General features: G+C 65.7%; 23 protein-coding genes. 12 read left to right on the plus strand and 11 right to left on the minus strand.

Going from position 1 to position 26,996, the window contains the following annotated elements; genetic code table 11:
* Window positions 1–22: 22 nt before the first annotated feature.
* The 4 genes from cobT to SARO_RS12035 form a co-directional block, all read right to left on the minus strand.
* Entirely contained in the window at window positions 23–1,837 is a 1,815-nt protein-coding gene (gene cobT, locus SARO_RS12020; RefSeq protein WP_011446031.1) for a cobaltochelatase subunit CobT, read from the minus strand.
* A gap of 74 nt (window positions 1,838–1,911) precedes the next feature.
* Entirely contained in the window at window positions 1,912–2,565 is a 654-nt protein-coding gene (gene fsa, locus SARO_RS12025) for a fructose-6-phosphate aldolase (protein ID WP_011446032.1), read from the minus strand.
* 125 nt (window positions 2,566–2,690) lie between these two features.
* The gene (locus SARO_RS12030) at window positions 2,691–3,374 is read right to left on the minus strand and encodes a DUF4197 domain-containing protein (protein WP_011446033.1); all 684 of its coding nucleotides are present in this window, start codon (window positions 3,372–3,374) and stop codon (window positions 2,691–2,693) included.
* Window positions 3,375–3,491: 117 nt separating this feature from the next.
* Window positions 3,492–4,184 (minus strand): DUF4197 family protein, encoded by a 693-nt coding sequence (locus tag SARO_RS12035; protein ID WP_011446034.1) that lies wholly within the window; start codon window positions 4,182–4,184, stop codon window positions 3,492–3,494.
* A gap of 48 nt (window positions 4,185–4,232) precedes the next feature.
* On the opposite strand from SARO_RS12035, the gene SARO_RS12040 reads away from it, so the two are divergent.
* On the plus strand, window positions 4,233–6,434 hold the full coding sequence (locus SARO_RS12040) for a primosomal protein N' (protein WP_011446035.1): 2,202 nt from the start codon (window positions 4,233–4,235) through the stop codon (window positions 6,432–6,434).
* A 48-nt stretch (window positions 6,435–6,482) separates the two neighbouring features.
* The gene (locus SARO_RS12045) at window positions 6,483–8,051 is read left to right on the plus strand and encodes a cryptochrome/photolyase family protein (RefSeq protein WP_011446036.1); all 1,569 of its coding nucleotides are present in this window, start codon (window positions 6,483–6,485) and stop codon (window positions 8,049–8,051) included.
* Here the strand turns inward: SARO_RS12045 and SARO_RS12050 are convergent.
* The 3 genes from SARO_RS12050 to SARO_RS12060 are packed head-to-tail and all read right to left on the minus strand — an operon-like array spanning window position 8,048 to window position 10,430.
* A complete protein-coding gene (locus SARO_RS12050) occupies window positions 8,048–8,917 on the minus strand; it encodes a CPBP family intramembrane glutamic endopeptidase (protein ID WP_011446037.1) in 870 nt (289 codons plus the stop codon). The genes SARO_RS12045 and SARO_RS12050 overlap by 4 nt on opposite strands.
* Before the next feature lie 2 nt (window positions 8,918–8,919).
* Window positions 8,920–9,951: a bifunctional DNA-binding transcriptional regulator/O6-methylguanine-DNA methyltransferase Ada gene (gene ada / locus SARO_RS12055; protein ID WP_011446038.1), complete on the minus strand. Its 1,032-nt coding sequence runs from the start codon at window positions 9,949–9,951 to the stop codon at window positions 8,920–8,922.
* Window positions 9,948–10,430, minus strand: a complete 483-nt coding sequence (locus SARO_RS12060; protein ID WP_011446039.1) for a DUF1203 domain-containing protein — start codon at window positions 10,428–10,430, stop codon at window positions 9,948–9,950. Before SARO_RS12060 ends, ada begins: the two co-directional genes overlap by 4 nt.
* Before the next feature lie 98 nt (window positions 10,431–10,528).
* Between SARO_RS12060 and SARO_RS12065 the strand changes: the two genes are divergently transcribed.
* The 9 genes from SARO_RS12065 to SARO_RS12100 all read left to right on the plus strand — a co-directional run bounded on the left by SARO_RS12065 (window position 10,529) and on the right by SARO_RS12100 (window position 20,224).
* Window positions 10,529–12,088, plus strand: a complete 1,560-nt coding sequence (locus SARO_RS12065) for a S1 family peptidase (protein WP_083760879.1) — start codon at window positions 10,529–10,531, stop codon at window positions 12,086–12,088.
* Between the two features lie 168 nt (window positions 12,089–12,256).
* A complete protein-coding gene (locus SARO_RS12070; protein ID WP_041551112.1) occupies window positions 12,257–12,811 on the plus strand; it encodes a F0F1 ATP synthase subunit delta in 555 nt (184 codons plus the stop codon).
* Between the two features lie 45 nt (window positions 12,812–12,856).
* Window positions 12,857–14,386, plus strand: coding sequence for a F0F1 ATP synthase subunit alpha (atpA, locus tag SARO_RS12075; RefSeq protein WP_011446042.1), 1,530 nt, complete (start codon window positions 12,857–12,859; stop codon window positions 14,384–14,386).
* Complete coding sequence (locus SARO_RS21060) at window positions 14,386–14,718, plus strand: hypothetical protein (protein ID WP_143004855.1); 333 nt, start codon at window positions 14,386–14,388, stop codon at window positions 14,716–14,718. The genes atpA and SARO_RS21060 overlap by 1 nt, the downstream gene beginning before the upstream one ends.
* Complete coding sequence (locus SARO_RS12080; RefSeq protein WP_011446043.1) at window positions 14,711–15,583, plus strand: F0F1 ATP synthase subunit gamma; 873 nt, start codon at window positions 14,711–14,713, stop codon at window positions 15,581–15,583. Before SARO_RS21060 ends, SARO_RS12080 begins: the two co-directional genes overlap by 8 nt.
* Before the next feature lie 64 nt (window positions 15,584–15,647).
* On the plus strand, window positions 15,648–17,093 hold the full coding sequence (gene atpD / locus SARO_RS12085; protein ID WP_011446044.1) for a F0F1 ATP synthase subunit beta: 1,446 nt from the start codon (window positions 15,648–15,650) through the stop codon (window positions 17,091–17,093).
* Window positions 17,094–17,241: 148 nt separating this feature from the next.
* Window positions 17,242–17,499, plus strand: coding sequence for an ATP synthase F1 subunit epsilon (locus tag SARO_RS12090; RefSeq protein ID WP_011446045.1), 258 nt, complete (start codon window positions 17,242–17,244; stop codon window positions 17,497–17,499).
* A 236-nt stretch (window positions 17,500–17,735) separates the two neighbouring features.
* Entirely contained in the window at window positions 17,736–19,124 is a 1,389-nt protein-coding gene (gene desA / locus SARO_RS12095; protein WP_011446046.1) for a syringate O-demethylase, read from the plus strand.
* Window positions 19,125–19,384: 260 nt separating this feature from the next.
* Window positions 19,385–20,224, plus strand: a complete 840-nt coding sequence (locus SARO_RS12100; RefSeq protein ID WP_011446047.1) for a beta-etherase — start codon at window positions 19,385–19,387, stop codon at window positions 20,222–20,224.
* Between the two features lie 27 nt (window positions 20,225–20,251).
* Here the strand turns inward: SARO_RS12100 and SARO_RS12105 are convergent, their stop codons facing one another.
* Genes SARO_RS12105 through SARO_RS12120 form a run of 4 tightly spaced genes read right to left on the minus strand, consistent with a single transcriptional unit; the run spans window position 20,252 to window position 23,536 of the window.
* Complete coding sequence (locus SARO_RS12105) at window positions 20,252–21,265, minus strand: nucleoside hydrolase (RefSeq protein WP_011446048.1); 1,014 nt, start codon at window positions 21,263–21,265, stop codon at window positions 20,252–20,254.
* Window positions 21,262–22,017 (minus strand): IclR family transcriptional regulator, encoded by a 756-nt coding sequence (locus tag SARO_RS12110; RefSeq protein ID WP_011446049.1) that lies wholly within the window; start codon window positions 22,015–22,017, stop codon window positions 21,262–21,264. The genes SARO_RS12105 and SARO_RS12110 overlap by 4 nt, the downstream gene beginning before the upstream one ends.
* Window positions 22,014–22,406: a nuclear transport factor 2 family protein gene (locus SARO_RS12115; RefSeq protein ID WP_011446050.1), complete on the minus strand. Its 393-nt coding sequence runs from the start codon at window positions 22,404–22,406 to the stop codon at window positions 22,014–22,016. The genes SARO_RS12110 and SARO_RS12115 overlap by 4 nt, the downstream gene beginning before the upstream one ends.
* The gene (locus SARO_RS12120; RefSeq protein WP_011446051.1) at window positions 22,403–23,536 is read right to left on the minus strand and encodes a cobalamin-independent methionine synthase II family protein; all 1,134 of its coding nucleotides are present in this window, start codon (window positions 23,534–23,536) and stop codon (window positions 22,403–22,405) included. Before SARO_RS12120 ends, SARO_RS12115 begins: the two co-directional genes overlap by 4 nt.
* Window positions 23,537–24,207: 671 nt before the next feature.
* On the opposite strand from SARO_RS12120, the gene SARO_RS12125 reads away from it, so the two are divergent.
* The gene (locus SARO_RS12125) at window positions 24,208–26,886 is read left to right on the plus strand and encodes a TonB-dependent receptor (RefSeq protein ID WP_049759380.1); all 2,679 of its coding nucleotides are present in this window, start codon (window positions 24,208–24,210) and stop codon (window positions 26,884–26,886) included.
* Window positions 26,887–26,996 lie beyond the last annotated feature (110 nt).

Below are 26,996 nucleotides of genomic sequence, written 5' to 3' on the forward strand. Positions count from 1 at the left end.
AGAACGGGCCGTCAAGCCGCGCCTATTCGTCCTCGAACAGGTCCGCAAGCTGCTCGATGATCGTGCCGCCAAGCTGTTCTGCGTCCATGATCGTCACCGCGCGGCGATAGTACCGCGTTACGTCGTGACCGATGCCGATGGCGACGAGCTGGACCGGCGATTGCTTCTCGATCCAGTCGATGACCTTGCGCAAGTGCTGCTCGAGGTAACCCGCGTTGTTCACCGACAGGGTGGAGTCGTCGACCGGCGCGCCATCGGAAATGACCATCAGGATGCGGCGATCCTCGGGCCGGGCGAGCAGGCGGGTGTGCGCCCAGAGCAGCGCCTCGCCGTCGATGTTTTCCTTGAGCAGCCCCTCGCGCATCATCAGCCCGAGGTTCTTGCGCGCGCGGCGCCACGGCTCGTCCGCCTTCTTGTAGACGATGTGGCGCAGGTCGTTGAGGCGCCCGGGCTGCGCAGGCTTTCCACCGGCCAGCCACGCCTCGCGGCTCTGCCCGCCCTTCCACGCGCGGGTGGTGAAGCCGAGAATCTCGGTCTTGACCCCGCACCGTTCCAGCGTGCGCGCCAGGATGTCGGCGCTGATCGCCGCGATCGAGATCGGGCGGCCGCGCATCGACCCCGAATTGTCGATCAGCAGGGTGACGATCGTGTCCTTGAACTCGACGTCACGCTCGACCTTGTAGGACAGCGAATGCCCGGGCGAGATCACGACGCGCGCCAGACGAGCGGCATCGAGCAGCCCCTCTTCCTGGTCAAAGTCCCACGAACGGTTCTGCTGGGCCATCAGGCGGCGCTGCAACCGGTTCGCCAGCCGCGTAACCACGCCCTGCAAGCCCTTGAGCTGCATGTCGAGATAGGCCCGCAGCCGCGTCAGCTCTTCCTCGTCGCACAGGTCGGTTGCCGATACGACCTCGTCGAACTGGACGGTGAAGGCCTTGTAGTCGAAGTTCTCGGGCAGGTCGGTCCACGGGCGGTTCGGGCGCGTGGGCAGCATGCCTTCCTCGCCCTCGTCGGCCATGTCCGCATCGGCAGCATCGTCGTTCTGCTCGACTTCCTGCTCGCTTTCGGAGTCCTCGTCGCCCTCGCTGGTATCGCCGGCGACTTCCGAAGGCTGCTGCTCCTGGTCGTCGGACGTGCTGGGCTCTTCCTCGCCCTCGTCCTCCTGCTGTTCGCCCTCGTCTTCCTCGGTATCTTCGTCCTGATCGGACGCGGACTGGGTAAGATCGAGATGCTGGAGCATGTCCAGCGCAAGCTGCTGGAACGCCCGCTGGTCGTCGAGCGAGAGCGCCAGTCCCTCGAAGTCGTTGCCGACCTTGCTCTCGATCCAGCTACGGACCATCGCCATGCCGGTCTGGGTCGAGGCAGGGGCCACCTGCCCCGTCAGCTTCTCGCGCAGAAGCAGCGCCAGCGCGGTCGGCAGAGGCACGTCCTCGGGCTTGGCGGCGCGGCTGATCGGATCGGACGCCATGCGCATCGAGACCGCCGCATCGAGGTTTCCGCGCATTCCGGCATAGGCATTCGAGCCCAACGCTTCGTAGCGCACCTGCTCGACCGCATCGTAGCACGCGCGGGCCAGCGCCTCGCTCGGGGCATTGCGTCCGTGCAGCGCCGCATTGTGATGGCGCAGCCGCAGCGCCATCGAATCCGCGTGCCCTCGCGCCTCGGCCACCTGCTCTGCGGGCAGAGCCCGGCCGGGCATGGGCACGCGCATCGAACTGCCCGACTGAACCGGCGCATCGGCCGTCCACGCGACCTCCACTTCGGGGTCGTGCGAAATGGCGCGCGCGGTGCCGGTCAGAACCGAACGGAAGCGGTCGAGGGGGGATTCGTCAGCCAATGCCAGCCTTCAGGATTCGGGCCGGAGAGCCGGGCCCCCGCGAAAGCGGAGGCCTCCCTCGGCCATGCACTACATCAGACGATCTTCTGGCCGGTCTTTGCCCAGTCGGCAAGGAAGCCTTCGATGCCCTTGTCCGTAAGGACATGCTTGAACAGGCCCTTGATGACCGCCGGCGGTGCCGTGATCACATCGGCGCCGATGCGCGCGCTTTCAAGCACGTGCACGCCGTGACGGATCGAGGCCACCAGGATCTGCGTCTCGAATGCATAATTGTCGTAGATCAGGCGGATGTCGCGGATCAGGTCCATGCCGTCGAAGCCGTTGTCGTCATGGCGGCCAACGAACGGCGAAATGAACGTGGCGCCGGCCTTGGCGGCGAGCAGCGCCTGGTTGGCCGAGAAACACAGCGTCACGTTGACCATCGTGCCCTCGCCGGTCAGCGCCTTGCAGGTCTTGAGGCCGTCGACGGTCAGCGGCACCTTGATGCAGACGTTGTCTGCGATCTTGCGCAGCACTTCGGCCTCGCGCATCATGCCCTCGTGGTCCAGCGCGACGACTTCGGCCGAAACCGGCCCGTCCACCAGCCCGCAAATCTCCTTGGTGACTTCGATGAAGTCCTTGCCGGCCTTGGCGATCAGGGTCGGATTGGTCGTCACGCCATCGAGCAGACCGGTGGCGGCGAGGTCCGCGATTTCGGCGGTGTCGGCGGTGTCGACGAAGAACTTCATGGGTCTGGCCTTCCAGGTGGGGAGAATGATTCCCGTCCGCCTATAGGGAAGGCCGCCGCCGATGTCAGTCCGCTACTTGCAGCCCGAACGGACTTGCTTGCGCAACCCCGCCCCCGATCCGCCGCCTACTTCAACCCGAACGCCGCCATCAGCACCGGATCGTTCGTCGACCGCGGATCCGCCCGAATCGCCGCTTCCTCGCGGCCGATGGCCCGGAAGATCGCATTGTCGGCTTCATAGGCCAGCGAATTGGCGATGTTGCCCACGTCCACCCCGGTCAGGGCGGCCAGCACCTGCCCCACCAGCGGCTCCTGGCTCACGCGCAGGGCATCGCCGAACTCGGGCACCATGATCTCGACCAGGCTCGACCCCATTTCCTGGTGCAGGAACGATGTCGCCGCCATCGGATCGCTGCCGCGCAGCAGCGCCAGCGCGTTGCGCACGCCGATCGTGCGCACGGCATCGGTAACGGCGGGTGCGGCACGTTCCGCCGCGTCATAGGCCATGTCGTTGAACGCGCGCTGCAACCGGTCCTTGAACAGCGGGCCGGTCAGGATGCGCTGCAACACGCCACCCCGGCTGCCGATAACTTCGGGCAGCGCCAGCCGCGTCATCTGGTCGTCCCAGAACCCGCCGGGAGCGAGCAGGCGCGCGAATGCCCGGTCGGTCGACAGGAAAAGCAGCCGCCGCACCGCTTCTTCCAGCGAGAACGACGGATAGGTCGAACATCCCGCGACGGAAAGCACCGCCACAGAGGCCATCCCGCCAAGCAGGGTGCGCCGACCGATGAAGTGGGAAAGCTGCGACACGTATTTTCTCCTTCAGCCAGGTTGAACGCGCGATAGACGGCCCAACCTTAACTGCGCACGACTGCCCGACAGCACTGCAACGGCGGCAGCTACTCCCGGTTCCGCGATCGCAGGTGGTCACATCAACCCGAACAAGGCCATGATCACGCGGTCACCCGTCCCGCGAACGTCGGCGCGAATGGCCGCTTCCTCGGTGGCGATGGCCGCCCAGACGGCGCTCTCGGCCTGCACCGCGAGATCGGCGGCGAGCGATTTGCTCGCCGCAGGGTCGAGCATGCGTCGCGCCTCCTGCACGACGATGCCGCGATCCTGTTCGAAAGCCTCTGCCACCAGGCCGGGCAGCAGCAGCGCAAACGCCGAGCCGAGCGACTTGCGCAGCCAGATCGTCCCCGCGCGGTCGCCTGCGGCAACTATGGCCTGCGGATCGGGAATGCCGATCGCGCGCAGCGCCTCGCGAAGGACTTCCTCCAACCGGGGCAGCGCCACCTCTGCGGTCAGGCTGCTGACGATCTGGTCCAACCCTCCCGGCTGCGATCCCACGCCGACGCGAGCCTGTTCCACGGCGTCGTGCAGGGCTTGTGGTGCCTTCAGGCGAAAGGCCGCGTGGCTCCATCCGGCCTTGTCGCCGCGCATCCGCGCGAAGGCGCGATTGCATGCAAGCACGAGGAGGCGGCGCACGCCTTCGGCTTCTGTGGAATGGCCGTATGACGCACAAGCGGCTAGTGAGGGAAGAATCGCCGCTGCCATGAGACCGAAAAGGGAGCGACGCTGAATCGGGGAAGACAAGGCATTGATTTCAAGCGCATCCATCAGAGCTTCTCTTGGAAGTTCGGAAGCGACAGCTTGGGCTGAAGCTTCATGAGTGATGCACCCGCGCTCTTCCTAGACGGAAATTCGACCCGCGTCCGCTGTTTAATTTTCAACGCCGCCCTCGGCCCGCTCGATTACCGGGTCCCCGCCGGGATGACGGTCGAGCCCGGCAGCGTGGTCATTGCGCCGCTCGGCCCGCGCCAGATCATCGGCGTGGTCTGGGATGCCGACCGGCTGCCCGCGACCGAGGTTCCGGAAGGCCGGTTGCGCCCCCTGCTCAAGGTCCTGCCGGTTCCACCCCTGCCCGCTCCCTTGCGCCGCCTGATCGAATGGACCGCGGACTATTACCTTGCCCCCCTCGCGGCGGTCGCGCGAATGGCCTTGTCGAGCAACGCGGCGCTCCAGGGCGGCAGCACCGTCACCGAATACCGCCTGACCGGCAAGGAGCCGGGCCGCCTCACGCCGCAGCGCCTGATCGCGCTCGATCTCCTGCAGGACCAGCAGGCGACCATCCGCGAACTGTCCGAAATCGCCGGCGTTTCCGACGCCGTTCTGCGCGGCATGGTCAATGCCGGACTGCTCGAACCGGTCGTCGTCGATTCGGACCGCCCCTATCCTGCGGCCGATCCCCACTTCGCCGCGCCCGACCTCTCGGAGCAGCAGGCCGAAGTCGCCGCCAGGTTCGTGGCATCGGTGCGCGCGCGCGAATTTCACCCCTTCCTGCTCGATGGCGTCACCGGGTCGGGCAAGACCGAGACCTATTTCGAAGGCGTCGCCGCCGCGCTCGAAGCCGGGCGACAGGTTCTCGTGCTGCTTCCCGAGATCGCGCTGACCGAAACCTTCCTCAAACGCTTCGAGGCCCGTTTCGGAGTGCCGCCCGTCACCTGGCATTCCTCGCTGAAGTCGTCCGAGCGGCGCCGCGCGTGGCGCTCGGTGTCGTCAGGTGCCGCACAGGTCGTCGTCGGCGCACGCAGCGCCCTGTTCCTGCCGTTCGCCGATCTTGGCCTCATCGTGGTCGACGAAGCCCACGAAATCTCGTTCAAGCAGGACGACGGCGTGCGCTACAACGCCCGCGACGTGGCCGTCATGCGCGCCCACTTCGAGAAGATCCCGGTCATCCTCGCCAGCGCCACCCCAGCTCTCGAAAGCCTCCAGATGGCCGAGGCGGGGCGCTACGAACGGGTGGTCCTGCCCGCCCGGTTCGGCGGCGCGACCATGCCCCACATCCAGGTCGTCGACCTGCGCGTGGAACAGCCCGAACGCGGCCACTGGATCGCGCCGCCGCTGGTCAGGGCCCTGAAGGACCGTCTCGAAAAGGGCGAGCAATCGCTGCTCTTCCTCAACCGCCGCGGCTATGCCCCGCTCACCTTGTGCCGCACCTGCGGCTACCGCTTCCAGTGCCCGAACTGCTCGGCCTGGCTGGTCGAGCACCGCCTCTCGCGCCGCCTTGCCTGCCACCACTGCGGTCACGAGGTCCCGCCGCCCGACGCCTGCCCCGAATGCCACGAACCCGACTGCCTCGTCGCCTGCGGCCCAGGGGTAGAGCGCATTGCCGACGAAGTGGCCGAGATCCTGCCCCACGCCCGCGTCGCGCTGGTCACCTCGGACACCCTGACCAGCCCCGCCAAGGCCGCCGAATTCGTCGAGATGGCCAGCAACAAGGCCATCGACGTGATCGTCGGCACGCAGCTCGTGACCAAGGGCTATCACTTCCCCGAACTCACCCTCGTCGGCGTGATCGATGCCGACATGGGGCTCGAGGGCGGAGACCTGCGCGCGGCGGAGCGCACCTACCAGCAGGTCGCCCAGGTCGCGGGCCGCGCCGGTCGCGGCGAAAAGCCGGGCGAAGTCCTGATCCAGACCCGCCACCCCGAAGCCCCCGTGATCGAGGCTCTCGCCAGCGGCGACCGCGACGCCTTCTACGAGGCCGAGGCAGAGGCCCGCCGCGATGCCGGCGCGCCGCCCTTCGGCCGCTGGGCCGCGATCATCGTGTCGAGCGAGGACGAGGCGGAAGCGCGCGATGCGGCGCGCGGCATCGGCGGCTCGGCCCCGCGCCTCGACGACGTCCTCATCCTCGGCCCCGCGCCCGCCCCGCTCTCGCTCCTGCGGGGCCGCTACCGCTACCGCCTGCTGATAAACGCCCGCCGCTCCACCGAACTCCAGCGCGTGATCCGCGAATGGCTCGATCCCCTGCGCTTCCCGCCGGGCGTGCGCGTGGCGGTGGACATAGATCCCTACAGCTTCGTCTGACCCCAAGGGGCAGGTTGCACCAGCCGCCCGGTCGGCCATTTCCGGACAATGTCCGCCCCCGCTCCCTCCACCCCCGTCATCGTCCCCATCCTCGGCGACCAGCTTTCACCCCACATCTCGAGCCTTGCCGACCGCAGCCCCGACGACACCGTGATCCTGATGATGGAAGTGACGGAGGAGACGACCTACGTCCGCCACCACAAGGCCAAGATCGCTATGATCCTCTCGGCCATGCGCCACTTCGCCGAGGAACTGCGCGGGGCCGGGTGGACGGTCGATTACGTACGGCTCGACGATCCCGCCAACACCGGCACCTTCACTGGCGAGGTAGCCCGCGCGGTGGAGCGCCACGGCGCGCGCGGGGTGCAGGCCACCGAGCCCGGCGAATGGCGCGTCAGGCAGGCGATGGAGCACTGGCGCACCGACCTTCCCGTCCGCGTGCGCATACTCCCCGACACCCGTTTCGTCTGCCCCCTCCCCGACTTCTACGAATGGGCCGCCGGTCGCAAGGAACTGCGCATGGAGTGGTTCTACCGCGAGATGCGGCGGAAGACCGGCCTGCTGATGGACGGCGACAAGCCCGCCGGCGGCCGCTGGAACTTCGACGCCGAGAATCGCGGCGGACCGGAAGCCGGCCTCAAGCCTCCCGCCCCGCCCCGCTTCACGCCTGACAGCATCACCGGTGAAGTCCTCGATCTCGTCTCGACGCGCTTTGCCAGACATTTCGGGTCGCTCGAAAACTTCGGCTGGCCCGTCACCCGCACCGAGGCCGAAGCCGCGCGCGATGCGTTCCTCGCCGACCGTCTTCCCCGCTTCGGCAAATATCAGGACGCGATGGTCGCGGGCCAGGACTTCCTGTTCCACGCAGTCCTCTCGCCTGCCATCAACATCGGCCTGTTAGACCCGCTCGACCTCTGCCGCCGCGCAGAGACCGAATGGCGCGAGGGCCGCGCGCCGCTCGAGGCGGTGGAAGGCTTCACCCGCCAGATCATCGGCTGGCGCGAATACGTGCGCGGCATGTACTGGCTCGAGATGCCAGCACTCGCGGATGCCAACGGCCTGGACGCGCACCGACCCCTGCCCGACTTCTACTGGACCGGCGATACGCCGATGCGCTGCCTCGCCGATTGCGTGCGGACCACGCGCGACAATGCCTATGCCCACCACATCCAGCGCCTGATGGTGCTGGGCAACTTCGCGCTACTGGCAGGCCTCAGGCCGCAGGACGTCGCGGACTGGTATCTCGTCGTCTATGCCGACGCCTTCGAATGGGTCGAACTGCCCAACGTCGCGGGGATGGTGCTCCATGCCGACAAGGGCCGCCTCGCCTCCAAGCCCTACGCCGCGAGCGGGGCCTACATCGACAGGATGGGCGACTACTGCGGCAAATGCGCGTTCGATGTGAAGCGGAAGACCGGCGAAGGCGCCTGCCCGTTCAACGCGCTCTACTGGCACTTCCTCGCCCGCAACGAGAAGAAGCTTGCAGGCTACCACCGCCTCGCCCAACCTTACGCCACCTGGCGGCGAATGAGCGACGAAAAGCGCGCGGAATATCTCCTCAGCGCCGAGGCCTTCCTCCGGACGCTCGATCCCGCAAAGCCCGGATGGGCGCGCTAGCGCTTTACCCACATCGGCGGCCTGATCCCGCCCTGTCGCACCACCCGCACCAACAGGAGCAGTCCCGCGCCCGTCGCGACCGCCATCGCGATCACGCTCGCCTCCAGCCCGAAGCCGCCACCCGTCAGCCAGTCCGGCCCGCTCCGCGTGGTGACGAACAGCCCGGTCGGCACCTCGCCGCCCGAAACCGGCACGCTGAAGACCCAGCCTTGCGTGAAGTTCCATGCGGCATGGATGCCCATCGGCACCCACAGCCGCCGCGTCCACAGATAGGCCGCGCCCAGCAGAATGCCCGCCTCCATCGCGATGGCGAAGGCTGCAAAAAGGCTCGAATCGGGATTGGCAAGGTGTGCCAGCCCGAACAGCGCCGACGTGACGAACAGCGCCGTCCATGTGCCCAGCATGGCCTCGATATGACGAAGGAGGATGCCGCGAAACAGGATCTCCTCGACTGTGCCGGAAGTCACCGCCATCGCCAGCATCGGCCAGAGCGCGCCAACGCCGTTCACCCGCTCGATCGAAATGCCGCCGAGCACCGCCACGATGCCGGTCATCAAGGTGAACAGCCCCGCCCCGATCAGCAGCCCCAGCGGCAGTTCGCGGGCGAGACGCGGCAAGGGCAGTTCGTCATTGGGCCGCCGCTCGATCCAGCGCCGGCAGGCAAGGTAAAGCGCCGTCACCAGCACCGCCAGCGCGAGGCCGCCAAGAAAATCGACGAAGCCCTCGCGCGGGAGAACCTTCACCAGCAGCGCCGATGCCAGCGAAGCGAAGAGCCCCACCGCCAGGAACTCGATCACCATCGGGGTTGCGGGAAAGTCGAAGATCCGCCGCAGCGTTCCGGGCTTGCTGGTCTGCGCCTCGTCCATCGTCATTCCCCCTTCGCGTCGCGTTCCTTGTCCAGCAACCGCCGCTTGATCTCAAGCCCATAGGCATAGCCGCCCAGCGACCCGTCGGAACGGATCACGCGATGGCACGGGATCAGCACCGCCACGTTGTTCGCGCCATTGGCCGATCCCGCCGCGCGCACCGCGCCCGGCTTGCCCACTTCCGCCGCGATCTCGGCATAGGACCGCGTCTCGCCGGGAGGGATGCGCCGCAGGGCCTGCCACACCGCTTCCTGAAAGGCCGTCCCCTTCACGTCCAGGGGGATGTGCGAATGGTCGCCCGGCGCCTCGACGGCGGCAACGACATCGCCGACAAGCCGCTCGAATGCCTCCCCGCCCTCGGCCAGGTCGGCATTCGGGAACCGGCGGCGCAAAGCCTCGCTGTCCTCGTTGAAGGACAGCCGGCAAACGCCCTTGTCGGTCGCCGCCACCAGCATCGGCCCCAGCGAAGTCGCCACCACGGCCCAGCGGATCGTCACCCCTCGCCCACCGTCGCGCCAGGCCGAAGGGCTCATGCCCAGCCTGTCCCCGGCCGCCGAATAGAACCGCGACGGGCCGGAAAAGCCCGCGTCATATACGGCGTCGGTCACACGCTCCGCTCCTGTCAGCACCTCGGCCATGCGTTCCTTCTGCAAGGCCCGGGCGTAGGCGGCGGGCGAAAGCCCGGTGGCGCGGGCGAAGACCCGCTGGAAATGCGTCGGTGAATAACCGCACTGCTCGGCAAGGTCGGCAAGCGCCAGCGTCTGCCCCGCCGCCTTGATCGCCTCGATCGCCATGAGCACGGCGCGTTCGTCGCGCGATACCTCGTCGGGCGAGCACCGCAGGCACGGACGCAGCCCCGCCGCGCGCGCGGCCTCTCCGTCGGCAAAGAACCGCACGTTCTCGCGACGCGGATGGCGGGCGGAACACGAAGGCCGGCAGTAGATTCCCGTGCTCAGCACGCCGGTGACGAAGCGCCCGTCGAAGGCGCGGTCGCGTGCCAGAACGGCAGTCCATGCCTCGTCCTCGGCAATCACGCTGCGTCTCCCGTGTCGTCTCGATCGATCCGCGCGACGAAGCAGCCATGCGCGGCGTTGTGAGCATGGATAGTGGCAATGCGCGGATCGGCAAGCAGATCGCGGATCTTCCCGTCCGCCTCGCCCGGCATCGCCAGCCGCGCATCCTTGAGCATCCCGTCCGTCCCGAACCCGCGCAGGCCCAGCGGACGTCCGGCGAAGACCGGCGGTTCACGGTCCACGTGCACCGCCATCTCGGCCCGCTTGCTCACGTAGATCGCATAGGCGCTGCGATAGGGCGTCGCCACGTCATGGCTGATGTGGTTCAGCAGGATCAGTTCATCGCCCGCCTTCGCGTCCGCCAGCGAAACCCGGCACGGAAAGCCCCGGTCGCTGGTCGCGACCACGCGCTTCATTCCCCGGTTTTCGAGATCCTCGTCCGAAAGGTCGAAGAGCCCCGCGAACGCCTGATACGGCAGTCCTTCGATACGATAGGCCATCTGGTCGTCTCCTTGTTGTGGAGACTTGATGCCATCGGGCTTCGCGCGGGACGTCCCGCACCTTGCGGTCAAAGCAAAACAGCGCAAGAAGCGCAGGCATGCGTGTCGCCAAACAGATTACTGCGTTCCTCACCCTGCTGTTCGCCGCGCTTGCGGCACCGGCGGCTCTTGCCGATCCGGCAGACATTTCGGCGGCAAGCCGCTCGGTCGTTCGCGTCGTCATCATCGAAAGCGACGGCGACCGCGCCAACCTCATCACCCACGGCACCGGCTTTGCCGTCACGCCCAATCTCATCGTCACCAACGCGCACGTGGTCGAGGAACTGCGCCGCGACGACACCCTGATCGCTGGCGTCGTCCCCGCCGAGGGACGCAACGGCTTCCCGGCAAAGCTGGTGGCCTACTCGCCGGGCAACGACCTCGCGCTGCTCAGGATCGAAGGTGGCGGATCGATCACCCCGATCACCCTGTTCCCCGGCGCGCCGGGCGATGGATCGGAAGTCTATGCGGTCGGCTATCCCGGCAACGTCGACCTCGCGCAGGGGCTCTCGATGGCCGATCTTGTCACCCCCCAGGCAGCCGTCAAGACGCGCGGCTATCTGTCCGGCGGGCGCTCCTCGCGCTCGTTCGACACGTTGCTCCACACCGCTCCGCTCGGCTCGGGCAACTCTGGCGGCCCGCTGCTCGATTCCTGCGGGCGGGTGATCGGGGTCAACTCGTTCGGCACGGTCAGCGACAACAGCACCGATTCGGCCTTCTACTTCGCCATCTCGATGCGCGAACTTTCGGCCTTCCTGCGCCGCGCCAACGTGGATGCGCACACCAGCGGCCTTCCCTGCCGCTCCATCGCCGATCTCGATCGCGCCGAGGCAGAGCGCGCGGCCGGCGAACAGGCCCGTCTTGCCGCTCAGACCGCAGCCCAGGCCGACGCGAAGCAACGCGCGATGGACAAGGCGCGCCGCGACGCGGAACTGGCGATTCTCTCCGAACGCGACAACGGCATGGCGCTTGCCGCGCTGCTTCTCGTCGCGGCGCTCGGCGCGGGCGGATGGGGCATGGTCCAGGCCTCGCGCCATCGCGGGCGGTTCCAGCGCAAGCACGTGTTTGGCGCAGGCGCACTGCTGCTGGCAGCGGTCGTGACCTGGTTCCTCCGCCCCTCGCTCGCCAGCATCGACCAGCGCGCCCGCGAGCTTGTGCCCGCGGCTGACGCCAGCAGCCCCGCAGGCTCGGCGTCAGGCATGGCCGAGGCAGGCAGCACCCGCATGGTCTGCGTCCTCGATCCGGAACGCAGCCGGGTCACCGTCTCAGACATCACCGACGTCCCCTTCGAATGGAGCGGCGACGGCTGCGTCAACGGCAAGACCCAGTACGGCCTGGCACGCGACGGCTGGTCGCGAATCCTCGTGCCCAACGGCGAAGAGACGGTTTCGGTCAACTCCTACGATCCAGACAGCCACACCTACACGGTCGAGCGATTCCTCGTCGGGCTCGACGCAATGACCAAGGCGCGCGCCGAACGCGCCCGCCTCAACGCCCCTGCCTGCGGTGCGGGCGAGGATGCGGCGCGGAAATTCGGGGATAGTCAGCAGGCTATCAAGGCCCTGCTCCCGCCCGAGCCCAACGAACGGATGCGCTACAACTGCCAGCCGGCGCCCTGATCCGGCGCCGTGGGCGAATTCCCGGTCATACCTATGCACATCTCCGCAAGTCGCATCTTGTCATAACGGCCCGACGTTGCTAGGCGCGCCCCGTCTGCGGGCCACCGGGTGTTCACCACACGGACTTGGTCCGCTTCGGCTTATCCTTGGATGAAGGAACTTCGGCGCGTGGAGATTTCCAGCGGCATTACGGCCAGCCTGTCAGGGCGCTACGCCTCGGCATTGTTCGATCTGGCGAATGATCAGGGCTTCGTTTCGGCCGTGGAAGGCGATCTCGAGAAGCTCGACGCCGCGCTGCGCGAATCGGCCGACCTGAAGGGCCTCATCAACAACCCCCAGCTTGGCCGCGACGAAGCCGGCCGCGCGATGGATGCGGTTGCGGGCCTGCTTGGCCTTGGTGAGCTTACGAAGAAGTTCGTCGGCGTCCTCGCCGCCAACCGCCGCCTTTCGGCCCTCCCCGACGTGATCCGCGCCTTCGGCCAGATCGCCGCCGCCCAGCGTGGCGAAGTCAGCGCCGAAGTGACCAGCGCCCATGCGCTCGACGATGCCCAGGTTGCCGCCCTCACCGAAAAGCTGAAGGCCCGTACCGGCAAGTCGATCAAGCTCAAGACCAGTGTCGATCCCGAAATCCTCGGTGGCCTCGTCGTGAAAATCGGCAGCCAGATGATCGACAGCTCGATCCGCACCCGTCTCAATTCCCTCGCCCAGGCGATGAAGGCCTGACGGACCGCAAGGTTCCAGGCCAAAAGGTTCCAGGAAGGACTGAAAATGGAAATCCGCGCCGCTGAAATCTCGAAGGTCATCAAGGACCAGATCGCCAGCTTCGGCACCGAGGCCCAGGTCTCGGAAGTCGGGTCGGTTCTCTCGGTCGGTGACGGCATCGCCCGCATCCACGGCCTCGACAAGGTCCAGGCCGGTGAAATGGTCGAATTCTCGAACGGTGTGAAGGGCATGGCCCTGAACCTCGAAGCCGACAACGTCGGCGTCGTGATCTTCGGCTCGGACTCCGAGATCAAGGAAGGCGACGTCGTCAAGCGCACCGGCACCATCGTCGACGTTCCCGTCGGCAAGGGCCTGCTCGGCCGCGTGGTCGACGCGCTCGGCAACCCGATCGACGGCAAGGGCCCGATTGTCGACGCCACCCGCCAGCGCGTCGAAGTCAAGGCTCCCGGCATCATCCCGCGCAAGTCGGTGCACGAACCCGTGCAGACCGGCCTCAAGGCGATCGACGCCCTCGTCCCCGTCGGCCGTGGCCAGCGCGAGCTGATCATCGGTGACCGTCAGACCGGCAAAACCGCCGTCGCGATCGACACCTTCATCAACCAGAAGGCCGTCAACGCCGGCACCGACGAAGGCAAGAAGCTCTACTGCATCTACGTCGCCGTCGGCCAGAAGCGCTCGACCGTCGCGCAGATCGTCCGCCAGCTCGAAGAGAACGGCGCGATGGAATACTCCATCGTCGTGGCCGCGACCGCTTCGGAACCGGCTCCGCTCCAGTACCTCGCGCCCTACACCGGTGCGACCATGGGTGAATTCTTCCGCGACAACGGCATGCACGCCGTGATCGTGTACGACGACCTTTCCAAGCAGGCCGTCGCCTACCGTCAGATGTCGCTGCTGCTCCGCCGTCCTCCGGGCCGCGAAGCCTACCCCGGTGACGTGTTCTATCTCCACAGCCGCCTGCTCGAGCGCGCCGCGAAGATGAACGACGAAAACGGCGCTGGCTCGCTCACCGCTCTGCCGATCATCGAAACCCAGGCGGGCGACGTGTCGGCCTACATCCCGACCAACGTGATCTCGATCACCGACGGCCAGATCTTCCTTGAAACCGGCCTGTTCTATCAAGGCATCCGTCCGGCCATCAACGTCGGTCTGTCGGTGTCGCGCGTCGGCTCCTCGGCCCAGACCAAGGCGATGAAGAAGGTTGCCGGCTCAATCAAGCTGGAACTCGCGCAGTACCGCGAAATGGCGGCCTTCGCGCAGTTCGGTTCGGACCTCGACGCCTCGACCCAGAAGCTCCTCAACCGCGGTGCGCGCCTGACTGAACTGCTCAAGCAGCCCCAGTTCTCGCCGCTCGGCTTCGAAGAGCAGACCTGCGTGATCTTCGCCGGCACCCAGGGCTACCTGGATGCCGTTCCGGTGAACCGCGTCACCGAATACGAAGCCGAACTGCTCAGCTTCCTGCGCTCGCAGCATGCCGACCTGCTCGGCCTGATCCGCGACACCAAGGACCTTGGCGACGAAGCCAAGGGCAAGCTGGTCGCGGCTCTCGACGCTTTCGCCAAGCAGTTCGCATAATGCTGATGCTCGCGTCTATGTCTGTGCTAGCCGCGAGCACTTCAGGTTCGGCGGTGCCATTCTCACTTTTTCAAGAAGTCTGGACAAAGTGTGTGGTAGCTGAAGCAGGCATCTACGCTGAAACATCAGAGACAGCGGACGTCATCGCTACGGTTGCTGAGGCCAAATGTGAACAATGGGCAGATAAAGTCCGCGAAAGCTGGCTGAAGTATGCAAAGAAGATGTCGCCCACAGCAATTGACCAAGGACTTGCGCAAATTCGTGCGAGCAACCGAGCGAAGGCTTTGGAAGCAGTTTTGGATTGGCGTTTGAGGTTTCGTACGAATGGCTAGTCTTAAAGAACTCAAGGGCCGGATCAACTCGGTCAAGTCGACCCAGAAGATCACCAAGGCCAAGCAGATGGTCGCAGCGGCAAAGCTGCGCAAGGCGCAGGCGGCTGCCGAAGCCGCACGTCCCTATGCCAGCCGCCTCGCGGAAGTCATGGGCAGCCTCGCTGCCAAGGTCGCTGGCCAGGACAACGGTCCGCTGCTGATGCGCGGCACCGGTTCGAACCAGCGCCACCTCCTCGTCGTGGTCAACACGGACAAGGGCCTGTGCGGCGGTCTGAACTCGAACATCATCAAGGAAGCCAAGCTGCAGGCACGTGCGCTTGAAGCGGCTGGCAAGACCGTGACGTTCTATCTCGTCGGCAAGAAGGGTCGCGCGCCGATCCGTCGTGACTATCCGAACGGCATCGCCGCCGGATACGACACCAGCCTCGTTCGCACCCCCGGTTTCGACGAGGCCGCCGCCATCGCGCAGGAGCTTCTGGCCCTGTTCGAGGCCGGCAAGTTCGACGTCGCCCATCTGGTCGCGCCGGAATTCAAGAACGCGCTGACCCAGTTGCCGGTGACCACGCAGATCATCCCCGTCCCTGCCCCGACCAACACGGTCGCAATCGACGCAGTGGTCGAATACGAGCCGGGCGAGGAGGAAATCCTCGAGGAACTGCTGCCGCGCTACGTCACCACGCAGATCTTCGGTGCCCTGCTCGAGCGCGAAGCTTCGGAACAGGGTGCGTCGATGACCGCGATGGACAACGCGACGCGCAATGCGGGCGAGCTGATCAACAAGCTCACCATCCAGTACAACCGCAGCCGCCAGGCCGCGATCACCACCGAACTCATCGAAATCATTGCTGGTGCTGAAGCACTGTAGCAACATCAAGAACTTGGGGCGCTGAAGCGCTCTGACGACAGAGATAGAAGGCAAGGAAACAACCATGGCCACCGTGCTCTCCTCTACCGGCAAGATCAGCCAGGTCATCGGCGCCGTCGTCGACGTGACCTTCGACGGCGAACTGCCCGCGATTCTCTCGGCGCTCGAAACCGACAACAACGGCAACCGCCTCGTTCTCGAAGTCGCACAGCACCTCGGCGAGAACACCGTTCGCACCATCGCGATGGACTCGACCGACGGCCTGACCCGCGGCCAGCCGGTGACCAACACCGGCGCGCAGATCTCGGTGCCGGTCGGCCCCAAGACCCTCGGCCGCATCATGAACGTCATCGGCGAGCCGATCGACGAGCGTGGCCCGGTCGGCGCGGAACAGACCGCCCCGATTCACGCCAAGGCTCCGGAATTCATCGAGCAGTCGACCGAAGCCGCGATCCTCGTGACCGGCATCAAGGTCATCGACCTTCTCGCTCCCTATGCGCGCGGCGGCAAGATCGGCCTGTTCGGCGGCGCCGGCGTGGGCAAGACCGTGCTCATCCAGGAGCTGATCAACAACATCGCCAAGGGCCACGGCGGCGTGTCGGTCTTCGCGGGCGTCGGCGAACGCACCCGTGAAGGCAACGACCTCTATCACGAGTTCCTCGACGCCGGCGTTATCGCCAAGGACGCCGACGGCAACCCGACCCCGGACGGCTCGAAGGTCGCCCTCGTGTTCGGCCAGATGAACGAACCGCCGGGCGCCCGTGCTCGCGTCGCGCTCTCGGGCCTGACCATGGCAGAATACTTCCGCGACCAGGAAGGCCAGGACGTTCTGTTCTTCGTCGACAACATCTTCCGCTTCACCCAGGCGGGTTCGGAAGTGTCGGCTCTGCTCGGCCGTATTCCTTCGGCGGTGGGCTACCAGCCGACGCTGGCCACCGACATGGGCCAGCTGCAGGAACGCATCACCTCGACCACCAAGGGCTCGATCACCTCGGTGCAGGCGATCTACGTCCCCGCGGACGACCTTACCGACCCGGCGCCGGCCACCTCGTTCGCCCACTTGGACGCAACGACCACGCTGAACCGCGCAATCTCGGAACTCGGCATCTACCCGGCGGTCGACCCGCTCGACTCGACCTCGCGCGTTCTCACCCCCGCCGTCGTCGGACAGGAGCACTACGAGACCGCCCGCCGCGTTCAGGAAACGCTGCAGAAGTACAAGTCGCTGCAGGACATCATCGCGATCCTCGGCATGGACGAGCTTTCTGAAGAAGATAAGCTCACCGTCGCCCGCGCCCGCAAGATCCAGCGCTTCCTGTCGCAGCCGTTCCACGTCGCCGAAGTGTTCACCGGCATCCCCGGCAAGTTCGTCCAGGTCGAAGACACCGTCCGCTCGTTCAAGGCGGTTGTCGACGGCGAGTACGACCACCTTCCGGAAGCCGCGTTCTACATGGTCGGCGGCATCGACGAAGCGGTCGAGAAGGCCAAGAAGCTGGCTGCCGAAGCCTGATGCTTCTCTCTCCCCTCCCGCTTGCGGGAGGGGTCAGGGGGAGGGCCTGTTGGGCACCCTCCCCTGGAAATGGAAAGCCCTCCCCCAGCCCCTCCCACCCGTGGGAGGGGAGATTTCAGACCTCCGGCAAGCGGAGGGGAGTTTGATCATGTCTCTCCACTTCGAACTCGTGACCCCGGCCCGCCTCGTCCGCTCGGAAGAGGTCCACATGGTCGTCGTTCCCGGCACCGATGGCGAATTCGGCGTGCTGGAAGGCCACGCGCCGTTCATGTCGACGGTCAAGGACGGAGCGATCAAGGTTTACAGGTCGGCAGGGGCTGCCCCTGAAGAGATCCAGGTCCAGGGCGGCTTCGCGGAAGTCAGCGCCAAGGGCCTGACGGTTCTCGCCGAACACGTCGAAGGCTGATCGGCTTCAACCGACACGGAAAAGGGCCGGCCCGCAAGGGTCGGCCCTTTTCGTTTGCGCCAGCCCCCAGATGGCGTCTCGCCTTCACCCGGCACGAACGGGCGTGAAGGTGAGCGGAAATTTGTACGTCTCACATACATTTTTTCGCCCAATTCATCATTCCGAACTTTTCAAGCACGCGAAAATAGGGCAAAGCGAATCCACATCCGCGAAATCGCATCGGGAGAGCTTGAGAAATGTCCCAGACCCTAGAGCAGGTCATCCAGAACGCTGGTGATCTCGTGAACTTCGTCCGCAACCAGCAGGTCGGCCCCAACGTCTATCCCGGCGTTCCGGCGGAATACTCGAACTGGCGCAACGAACAGTGGGCCTGGGCGCACTCCGCAGTGCTCTACAACCAGTCGTACCACATGGTCGATCTGGCGGTTAAGGGTCCGGATGCGTTCAAGATGCTCGAACACCTCGGCATCAACTCGTTCAAGAACTTCCAGCCGGATCGCGCCAAGCAGTTCGTCCCCGTCACGCCCGACGGCTATGTCATCGGCGACGTGATCCTGTTCTATCTCGACGAGAACCATTTCAACCTCGTCGGTCGCGCGCCGACGATCGAATGGGTCGAATATCACGCCGCCAGCGGCAACTGGAACGTCACCGTCGAACGTGACGAGCGTTGGGCCATGCGCACCGATGGCAAGCGCAATTCCTACCGCTTCCAGATCCAGGGCCCGAACGCGATGAAGATCATCGAGAAGGCCACCGGCAAGACCGCTCCGGATCTCAAGTTCTTCCACATGACCCGCATGACCATCGGCGGCAAGGAAGTGCGCGCGCTGCGCCACGGCATGGCCGGCCAGCCGGGCTTCGAGCTGATGGGTCCGTGGGAAGACTACGGCGCTGTCCATGCCGCGCTGGTCGAGGCCGGCAAGGGGTTCCAGATGGCCCTCGTCGGCGGCCGCGCCTATTCGTCGAACACGCTGGAATCGGGCTGGATCCCCTCGCCCTTCCCGGCGATCTACACCGGCGAGGCGCTGCGCCCCTACCGCGAATGGCTCTCGGCCAATTCCTATGAAGCCAAGTGCTCGGTTGGCGGCAGCTATGTGCCCGAAACCATCGAGGGCTACTACACCACGCCGTGGGATCTGGGTTACGGCCCCTTCGTCAAGTTCGACCATGACTTCATCGGTCGCGCCGCGCTCGAGAAGATGGCGGCCGAAGGCAAGCACCGCACCAAGGTCACGCTCGCGCTCGACAACGAAGACGTGATGCGCGTCCAGTCCTCGGCGCTCAGCAAGGGCGATCGCGCCAAGTTCATGGAATACCCGAGCGCGGTCTATTCGATGCACCCGTTCGACCAGGTGCTTGCCGATGGCAAGATGGTCGGCCTCTCCACCTGGATCGGCTACACCGCCAACGAGGGCAAGTTCCTCACGCTGGCCATGATGGAGCCGGGTTACGTCGAACCGGGCACGCAAGTCAGCCTGCTCTGGGGCGAACCGAACGGCGGCACCACCAAGCCCACCGTCGAACCCCACGTCCAGACCGAGATCAAGGCCACCGTCGCCGCCGTCCCCTACTCGGAAGTGGCGCGCGACAGCTACGCCGAGGGCTGGCGCACCAAGAAGTAAGGCTACAGGTGCGAACCTGACAGCGAGAGCGCCGGCCCATCCCGACGGGCCCGGCGCTCTTTGCGTTGTAGCACTTCCTGCGCTCCTAATGCCTCGTCACCCTGAACTTGTTTCAGGATCCATGTCTCAACGCAGACAGCCGAGTGAGGGGACGGATGGACCCTGAAACAAGTTCAGGGTGACGGCAATTGAGTCACAAATTTCGTTTGTGTTACTAACAATATCTGGCAGACTGCTCGCAACGACGAGAGAGGATTCCCATGGCCGCCAACAACACGATCACTTTCTACGACCTTGCCCTTTCGACCGGCGCGACGATCAGCCCGTTCGTCTGGGCGACGAAATATGCGTTGAAGCACAAGGGCTTCGACCTCGACGTCGTGCCAGGCGGGTTCACCGGAATTCTCGAACGCACCGGCGGCAAGACCGAGCGCCTTCCCGCGATCGTCGACGACGGCGAGTTCGTTCTCGATAGCTGGGGCATCGTCGAATACCTCGATGCCAAGTATCCGGACCGCCCTGTCCTGATCCCGCACGAAAGCGTCGCGGCGACGCTCAAGGCGCTCGACAACTGGTTCTGGAATGCTGCCGTCGGACCGTGGATGTTCTGCTTCTGCCAGGACTACCGCGATCTCTCGCTGCCGCAGGATCACGAATACGTCACCCACAGCCGCGAGAAGATGCTCGGCCGCAAGCTCGAAGAAGTCCAGGCCGGACGCGAAGAGCGCCTGCCGAAGATCTCCGCCGCGCTCGAACCGCTGCGCGCCGCGCTTGCCCAGCACCAGTGGCTCGGCGGCTCCTCGCCCAACTACGCCGACTACCGCATCATGGGCGGCATCCTGTTCACCGCCTCGGTGTGCAAGACGCCGGTGCTCGCCAATGACGATCCATTGCGCGACTGGATCGAGCGCTGCCTCGACCTCTACGGCGGCCTGGGCCGTCACCCCGGGCTGTTCCCGCTGTTCGGCCTGGAACAGCGCGAAGGCGATCCCGACCTGTTCAATCGCGCGGCAGGCCAGGGCGGCATCTACAAGCGCAACACCGGCCCGGAATCCACCCGCGCCGAAACCCAGCGCATCACCGAAGGCATGAAGAAGTAAACGGGTGGGGCCGGAGCGATCCGGCCCCTATTTCCTGAGCCCTTGTTTCCCGAGCTTGGCCATCATGTCGCCGAAGGTCAGGCGAGTGTCGATCGTGGTATAGACCCGGATCGGGCGCCCCTTCGGGTTCCGCTTGCAGGTGCCATCGGCCATGACCGTCGGCGCGGGAACCATCACATAGTCGCTTGACGACGGGTCCGCTTCGAAAGCGGATTGCAGCGCGGTGAGCGTCACCAGCGGGCTGTCGCCAAGGGCATAGGTTTCGCCGACCTTGAGCCCTGCACCGGCCGCCGCTTGCGAAACGCCCTCGATCTGTTCCACCAGCCAGGCGCCCGTGCCGCCCTGCGCCTTCATCTGCTCGAGTTCCGCCATCGACATCAGCATCCGGCGATAGGTATTGCGCGGCACCTGCCAGATCGGAATGTCGGACCGGTTGAAGATCACCTGCGCCGCCAGCACGTCGATGGTGATGTTGTATTCGCCCGGCGTGGCGCCAGGCACCGGCAGACCAAGACCCGGATACTCGGGCCCACCGATCCAGACCAGCGTCAACCGCTTGCCGATGCGCGGCTCGATCAGCCATGCCATGGCAAGGTCCGTGAGACCCGCGCCCGCGCAATAAAACAGGGGCAGCGGGTCGTCGCGCATCGCCTCGGCGATGATAGCATCGGTTGCGGCGGTGCGCGCCGAGACCTGCATCGAGGGCATCGCCCTTTCCGAACCCGCAATCACCGGCACCTTGCCCGACAGGCCCATGACGCCCAGCAGCTCACGCGCCCGGTTGGCGCCGTCCGTCGCCTGATGCTCCGACTTGGACCACGCTTCGTCGGCGTGGAGGTGCGAGCCGATGATCGCGCGGATATCGACCGAAGGCGAGCGCAGGTGCTGTGCCAGTTGCACCAGCCCGTCAGGATCGCCGGACAGGTCGTTGTCGACGATCACGCGGCAACGGTGCTGGTCGCTCGCCGCAAAGGCATGGGCCGGCAGCACGCAGGCGCCCGCCGCCGCGGGAAGGAGGCCGAGAAATGTGCGTCGCTTCATGGTTGACCTCCCTGGATGGCGGCGGCGGTGCGCTGCAACAGAACGAGAATGCGCGCTTCGATGTCCGGACCGAAGCGAACCGCCGGCACGGCGACGCTAAGCGCGCCGGCCAGTTGCCCGTCCAGCCAGACCGGCGCCGCCATTCCGCAGATGCCGACGGTCGCCTCCTCGCGGGCGATGCTGATGCCGCGCGCCATGATCCGGGCGAAATCGGCGCGAAGGTCGCGCTCCGAGGTTCGCGTATTGGGCGTCAGCACCGCGCGGTCCGTCTCCGCAAAGTAGCGCGCCAGTTCCTGCGGCGGCATCCATGCCAGCATGAGCTTGCCCGCAGCCAGCGCATGAAGCGGACGGCGCGTCCCAGGATCGACCGCATAGCGCAGCGCGTGGTCGCTCGCCTCGGTGACCAGCGCCTCGACTTCCCAGCCACGGCGGACCATGAACGAGGAGGTTTCGTTCAACTCGCTGCGCAGCGCCCGCACCAGCGGCGCCACGCGGTCCTCCAGCGTCAGGGCCGCCTCGGGCGCGCGCAGGCGCTGGAGCCCCGGCCCCGGAAGATAGCGCCGCCCTTCGCGGGTCAGGTATCCCCGCTCGGTCAGCGTGGCGAGCAGGTAGGACAGGCTGCTGACCGGAATGGCCAGCGCACCCGCGATCTCCTGCGCCACGGCGCCCTGCCGGTTCGCGACAACGTACTCGATCACGTCGAGCGTGCGCATCGCGGACTTGACCGGGTTGGAGGCGGCTGAGGCGTTCACTTGAAGATCAGGCTTCCGCGCCGCTCGGCAAAACGCCAGCCATCCGGGGTCAGGCAGAAACGGTCGTGGAACGAGCCCACGAGCGGCGCGCCCTCGCTGGTGAACAGCAGCATCGCGCTGGTGCCCCGCGCCGTAGCGGGGCCTTCGACGTCGATGACCACGTTCGAGCAGACGTGCCGCGTGGTGCGCGGCGGGCGCGCCTTGAACGCGGCGAGGATCGCCTCGCGCCCTTCCACGCCGACATCCGGCGCGGTCGGGCGATACATGACGCCGTCTTCCGCATAAAGGGCCGCAACCTCGTCCCAGCGCGCCTCGTCGTTGAGGTTGGCGTAGAGCGCGATCAGGCGGGCGCAATCATGCTCGGCGGCGCGGCGGTCTTCCGGCCTCACAGGCGGCTCGCGGCGATATCCGCGCCTTCCCGCAGCGACCGGAGCTTGCGCCACGTGACGATGGGATCGAGCTTGCCATAGCCCGCGAAGGTGCCGAAGCCGCAGTCGGTGCTGGCAACGACGCGGTCCGCGCCGACGAAATTGGCGAAGCGCTCGATGCGCTGGGCGATCAGTTCGGGATGCTCGATGTAGTTGGAGCAGGTGTCGATCAGGCCCGGAGCGAGGATCTTGTGGTCGGGCAGCTTCGCGTCCTTCCACACCTTCCATTCGTGCTCGTGGCGCGGATTGGCGGCTTCGAACAGGATCGTCGCCGGCCGCGCCTTGATGATGATGTCGACGACGCGCTCGAGCGGGATGTCGTGGTCGTGCGGGCCTTCGTAGTTGCCCCAGCAGATGTGCATCCGCATCCGTTCCGGCGGGATGTTCGCGGTGGCGGCGTTCAGCGCCTCGACGTTGGCGGCCGCGACCTTGAGGAAATCCTCTTCCGAGAGGTCCTGATAGCCGGTGTGGCGGCTCATCGCGAGGTCGGGGCAATCGAGCTGGAGGTAGAAGCCCTCGTTCACGATCGTCTCGTACTCCTCGCGCATCGCATCGGCGAGGTCTGCGAGGTAGGCCTCGTGGCTCGGGTAGTGGCGGTTGACCTGGAAGGCGGTGATGAGACCCGGCGACGCCGCGTTCATGAACGCCTCGGTATCGGGCGCGGCGTGGTTCGCCAGCGCGGCCTTGAAGCGGCGGATATCGTCGTGCAGCGGCTGGAGGGTGACCTTGCGCACCGGCCCGATGCACGAGGCGCGGACGAATTCCTGGCTGCCCATGATCGCCGACAGCTTCTTCGCCAGGTTCGGCACTTCGGCGAGGTCGGCCGCGGGCTTGCGATCGATGTGGCCGCCGAAGCCGGACAGGCGCTCGATCATGTAGGTCGAGTAACCGACCTTGCCGAGTTCGCCATCGGACACGACCGAGACCCCCGCTGCAACCTGGTCCTTCACCGCTTGGTCGACGGCGGCGGAAACGACGCGGTCGAACTCGGCGGCGTCATAGGGTTCGCCCTTGTCGCGGGCCAGGAGCAACGGCGTCAGTTCGTCGCCGCGCGGCAGGCTTCCGACATGAGTGGTCTTGATCTTCGCCATCGGGGACACGCCTCTCTCAATTCATAACCGTGAAAACTTCATAAGCGTTCGCGACGCCGAAACAAGCCGGACGCGGGCTTTTTGCGCAGTTTCGCCGCCGAGGAGGTTTACACGGTTTACACTATCCAGGGAGAAACAACCGGACCGGTCCCTTTCACCTCCGCGAGAGGCCCCGCGAGGGGCATGACGGCACATGACGGCGGGACTGTTTGGGACGCATTCCACGAGCGCCTGCATGGCATGAAACAGGACCTGTAGGACACCGCGAAGTTACGCGCGCCGCGCAGGGACCTTTGCCCGGGTCCTTACGGTGGCCGAGACCACGCGATCGCAACCATCGCCGGGACCATGGTCACGCACGATTCGCCAAGCCTGTTGCCGGTTTGCCGCACTTTCATGGCCGAACAACGGCCATCCTGGCGCAAATGCACCACTGCCGACCTTTTTTATATTTGAAATTCAGATAGGTAATGCAAACAGGTTACCAGCGTATGTCCAGATAGCATTTTTCGTTGGAATATCGGCGCCACAGATATAACATACGCATAACCAAATAGGGTGTTGGTAACATGATTGGACCCAACACATCCATTCGGGACCAAGGAGGGGGCCGGCCTTACACCGGCGAAATCTTTGGCGCGCACTGCGCCAAGCTGTTGGGGGAAATACGCATGACACTGCGGCATCTTCTGTTGATCACCACGACTGCCATGGTGGCCGCGCCCGTCGCCGCCCAGGCACAATCCGTTTCAAGCAACGAGGCTGACGGCATCGTCGTCACCGGCATTCGCGCCTCGCTGCGCGACGCCATCGAGATCAAGCGCAAGGCCAGCTCGATCGTCGACGTGATCAGCGCCGAAGATGTCGGCAAGTTCCCCGACGCTAACGTCGCTGACTCGCTCGCCCGTCTTCCCGGCGTCACCGTCGACCGCCAGTTCGGCGAAGGCGAACAGCTTTCGATCGCAGGCGTCGAACCCGCCCTCAACCGCCTGACCATCGACGGCCACTCGGTCGCCTCGGCCGACTGGGGCGGCAACCCCTCCGACCGTTCGAGCCGCTCGTTCAACTACTCGCTGCTGTCGCCCTCGATCATCAGCCAGGCCGTGGTCTACAAGACCCCCGAAGCCCGCCTCCAGGAAGGCGCTATCGGCGCGTCCGTCGACGTCGTCACGCGCAAGCCGCTCGACCTCGACTCCAACACCTTCCGCTTCAACGGCGGCTACGAATACAACGACCGCGCCGATCGCGGCAGCATCCGCGGCAACGCGCTCTATAGCTGGAAGAACGCCGACGAAACCATCGGCATCCTTGCCGCCGCCAACTACGACAAGGAACAACTGAGCCGCGCTGGCGTGGCGGTCTACTGGTACCGCACCGGCCAGGCCCTGCTGGACAACGCCCCGTCGACCGCCACCGTCAACGGCAAGGCGATCACCGACCTGACCGAAGACGAGCGCAGCGAATTCGCCAGCTCGCGCTTCGCCTCGTTCCTCGCGCGCGAATTCTTCAAGCAGGAACGCGAACGCATCGGCTTCAACGGCGCGATCCAGGTCCGTCCGTCCGACAACCTGAAGCTGACCGGCACGGCCCTGATCATTCGCGGCAACTACGACAACGTCTCGAACTCGATGTACACGTATGGGTACGAAGGTTCGCGCCTCATCTCGGCCCAGTTCAGCGGCGGTCTCGTGACCCAGGCGACCTTCTCGGGCATCGCGGACGGCCAGACCGGCTCGACCGGCCAGCTCGACACGCTCTATCGCCGCACCCGCGTGAAGAACGACACCTATTCGCTTGCCTACGAATGGGAACCCGACGGCTGGCACGTGACCGGCAACGTCGGCTACACCCGCGCTTCGGGCGGCAAGGACCCCGAATACCTGCTCGACTTCCGCACCCAGCAGGGCTTCACTTCGGGTGCTAACGGCCGCAACACGACCGTCGACTGGGACAGCCCGGCGACCGACCCGACCAAGTGGCTGAGCAATTACACCGCAAACGGCGGCGAGAACATCACCGCCTCCGACGGCCGCACCTTCTTCGGTCGCCAGATCGGCGGCATCCCGACCAAGTCCGGCTTCACGCTGGACAAGGAATGGTTCACCGAAGCCAATGCCGTGCATGACCTGAACGCCGGGCCGTTCACCCAGCTGCTGTTCGGCGCGCGCTTCACTTCGCACGAAAACAGCAACACGACCTACAGCAACGCGATCTTCACCGACCAGGACTTCACCCTGGCGGATCTTGACTACAACGTGCTGCCTTCGGGTCTCTATGATGGCCTTGGCACCTCGGGCAACGGTGCACCCTATGTCGGCATGGACAAGGACGGCATCATCGCCGCCCTGGCCAAGTACGGCAATTTCACCGACGACCGCGGCCTGGCGAAGGGCGAATACTGGCTGGTGAAGGAAAAGATCGCGGCCGGCTATGCCCAGGCGAACTTCGAAACCGGCAAGCTGCGCGGCAACGTCGGCGTCCGCTTCGTCAGCACCAAGACGGAATCGAACTTCTACGCGCAGAGCGGTTCGACCGTTCAGCTCGTGCAGTACAACAAGACCGACAACCGGTTCCTGCCCTCGATCAACGTGATCTACGACGCGGGCGATACGGTTGTGCTGCGTGCAGCGGCGGCCAAGGTCATGTCGCGTCCGCGCTACTCCGACCTTGCCGGCTACCTTTCGTTGACCGACTCCACCTTGAGCGGCAGCGGCGGCAACCCCGACCTGAAGCCCTACCTTGCGACCAACTTCGGGTTCTCGGCCGAATGGTACTTCGCACCGGGCAGCTTCCTTTCGGGCGAAGTGTTCTACCGCGACATCTCGAACTACGTGGGCAACGAGACGCTCGAGACCGAACTGACCAACCCGATCACCGGCAACACCCTCACCTATGCGGTGTCGCGCCCGGTAAACGGCGGCAAGGCATCGGTCACCGGCTTCTCGATCTCGGGCAACACCAACCTCGCCTGGGGCTTCGGCATCCAGGCCTCCTACACCTTCGCCGATGCCGAGACGAGCAAGGCGGAAGGCCTGCCCTTCCTGTCGCGCAACACGATCCAGATCTCGCCCTACTACGAGAACGGACCGTTCCAGGCGCGCGTCAGCTACAACCGTCGTTCGAAGTACTTCTACCGCTTCGGCCGCCAGCAGTCGCAGGACTACACCGACGCCTACCGCCAGCTTGACGCGCAGGTCTCCTACGCGATCAACGAGAACCTGAGCGTGACGGCGACGGCTTCGAACCTGCTGGACGAGACGTACTACCAGTACAGCTCGACCAAGAACGCGCCGACTTCGATCTACAAGAATGGCCGCGTCTATTCGGCCAGCATGACTGCGAAGTTCTAAGAACCACCACTGCGCTCCCAGGTGGCTTGCCCGCTCCCCGAAAGGGGGGCGGGCATTTTTCGTTGGTGACCGCGGTACGTGCGCGCGTGAACGCCTCCGGTGAGAAGCCG

The sequence above is a fragment of the Novosphingobium aromaticivorans DSM 12444 genome (genome assembly GCF_000013325.1).
In the GTDB taxonomy this organism is placed as follows: Bacteria; Pseudomonadota; Alphaproteobacteria; order Sphingomonadales; family Sphingomonadaceae; genus Novosphingobium; species Novosphingobium aromaticivorans.

Bases quoted from the DNA above. Each gene is read 5' to 3' on its own strand.
- SARO_RS12080 (WP_011446043.1), top strand. From the start codon at position 14,711: ATGGCTAGTCTTAAAGAACTCAAGGGCCGGATCAACTCGGTCAAGTCG.
- SARO_RS12040 (WP_011446035.1), top strand. From the start codon at position 4,233: ATGAGTGATGCACCCGCGCTCTTCCTAGACGGAAATTCGACCCGCGTC.
- atpD (WP_011446044.1), top strand. From the start codon at position 15,648: ATGGCCACCGTGCTCTCCTCTACCGGCAAGATCAGCCAGGTCATCGGC.
- SARO_RS12060 (WP_011446039.1), bottom strand. From the start codon at position 10,430: ATGGCCTATCGTATCGAAGGACTGCCGTATCAGGCGTTCGCGGGGCTC.
- SARO_RS12105 (WP_011446048.1), bottom strand. From the start codon at position 21,265: ATGAAGCGACGCACATTTCTCGGCCTCCTTCCCGCGGCGGCGGGCGCC.
- SARO_RS12050 (WP_011446037.1), bottom strand. From the start codon at position 8,917: ATGGACGAGGCGCAGACCAGCAAGCCCGGAACGCTGCGGCGGATCTTC.
- SARO_RS12090 (WP_011446045.1), top strand. From the start codon at position 17,242: ATGTCTCTCCACTTCGAACTCGTGACCCCGGCCCGCCTCGTCCGCTCG.
- SARO_RS12120 (WP_011446051.1), bottom strand. From the start codon at position 23,536: ATGGCGAAGATCAAGACCACTCATGTCGGAAGCCTGCCGCGCGGCGAC.
- atpA (WP_011446042.1), top strand. From the start codon at position 12,857: ATGGAAATCCGCGCCGCTGAAATCTCGAAGGTCATCAAGGACCAGATC.
- SARO_RS12100 (WP_011446047.1), top strand. From the start codon at position 19,385: ATGGCCGCCAACAACACGATCACTTTCTACGACCTTGCCCTTTCGACC.
- SARO_RS12125 (WP_049759380.1), top strand. From the start codon at position 24,208: ATGACACTGCGGCATCTTCTGTTGATCACCACGACTGCCATGGTGGCC.
- SARO_RS12045 (WP_011446036.1), top strand. From the start codon at position 6,483: ATGTCCGCCCCCGCTCCCTCCACCCCCGTCATCGTCCCCATCCTCGGC.
- SARO_RS21060 (WP_143004855.1), top strand. From the start codon at position 14,386: ATGCTGATGCTCGCGTCTATGTCTGTGCTAGCCGCGAGCACTTCAGGT.
- desA (WP_011446046.1), top strand. From the start codon at position 17,736: ATGTCCCAGACCCTAGAGCAGGTCATCCAGAACGCTGGTGATCTCGTG.
- fsa (WP_011446032.1), bottom strand. From the start codon at position 2,565: ATGAAGTTCTTCGTCGACACCGCCGACACCGCCGAAATCGCGGACCTC.
- SARO_RS12065 (WP_083760879.1), top strand. From the start codon at position 10,529: ATGCGTGTCGCCAAACAGATTACTGCGTTCCTCACCCTGCTGTTCGCC.
- SARO_RS12035 (WP_011446034.1), bottom strand. From the start codon at position 4,184: ATGGATGCGCTTGAAATCAATGCCTTGTCTTCCCCGATTCAGCGTCGC.